General features: G+C 77.8%; 2 protein-coding genes. Both read left to right on the plus strand.

What is annotated here, in order from left to right:
* On the plus strand, positions 1–476 hold a 476-nt coding region (locus ABZU46_RS31815), incomplete at its 5' end, for a transketolase C-terminal domain-containing protein (RefSeq protein WP_354863387.1).
* Positions 473–1,011, plus strand: a 539-nt coding sequence (locus ABZU46_RS31820) for a biotin/lipoyl-containing protein (protein ID WP_354863388.1), incomplete at its 3' end; no start/stop codon positions are given. The genes ABZU46_RS31815 and ABZU46_RS31820, both read left to right, overlap by 4 nt.

Genomic DNA, 1,011 nt, shown 5'->3' on the forward strand with positions numbered 1-1,011 from the left:
CCGACGCCGAGCTGCCGGCGCGTCCCGCGCCGTTCGGCCGGGCCGTCGGGCGCCGGCCCGGCCGCGACGCCACCCTGGTGGCGTACGGGCCGGCGGTGCCGGTCGCGCTGGAGGCCGCCGAGGCCGCCCGCGAGGAGGGCTGGGACCTGGAGGTGGTCGACGTGCGGACCATCGTGCCGTTCGACGACGCCACCATCACCGCGTCGGTCCGGCGGACCGGCCGGTGCGTGGTGATCCAGGAGGCGCCCGGGTTCGCGGGTGTCGGCGCGGAGATCGCCGCCCGGGTGCAGGAGCGCTGCTTCCACGCGCTGCACGCTCCGGTGCTGCGGGTGGCCGGGCTGGACATCCCGTACCCGGCGCCGATGCTGGAGCACACCCACCTGCCCGGCGTGGACCGGGTGCTCGACGCGGTGGCCCGGTTGCAGTGGGACGACCAGCCGGACCCGCGCTGGGCGGCGCAGGGCAGCGCGGCATGACCACCGTCGAGCGGACGCAGGTCTTCCTCCTGCCCGACCTGGGCGAGGGGCTGAGCGAGGCCGAGATCGTCGAGTGGCGGGTCGCCGTGGGCGACATCGTCACGGTGGACCAGAGCGTGGTCGAGGTGGAGACCGCCAAGGCGATCGTGGACGTGCCCTGCCCGTACGCCGGACGGGTCGTGACCCTGCACGGCGCGGCGGGTGAGGTCCGCCCGGTCGGCCAGCCCCTGATCACCATCGCGCCGCTGGACGGCGGCGACGAGCCCGCCGGGCACGCCACCTACCGCGAGGAGGAGCGTGCCGGCTCCGGCAACGTGCTGATCGGGTACGGCACCGGGCATGGCGGCGCGACCCGCCGTCGGCGGCGGCCCCGGCTTGCGCTGGCGCCCGAACCGGCCGACGCCGCCCCGGCCGGCGCTGTCCGGCCCGACGCGGTCCCGGCAGCCGGCGCCGGCCCGGCGGCGGACGAAGCGGCCCCGGTCGGTGGCAGCGCCCCCGTCGAAACGCGGTCGGCGAGCGCCCTGGTCATCTCGCC

The organism is Micromonospora sp. NPDC005197, assembly GCF_040608295.1.
In the GTDB taxonomy this organism is placed as follows: Bacteria; Actinomycetota; Actinomycetes; order Mycobacteriales; family Micromonosporaceae; genus Micromonospora.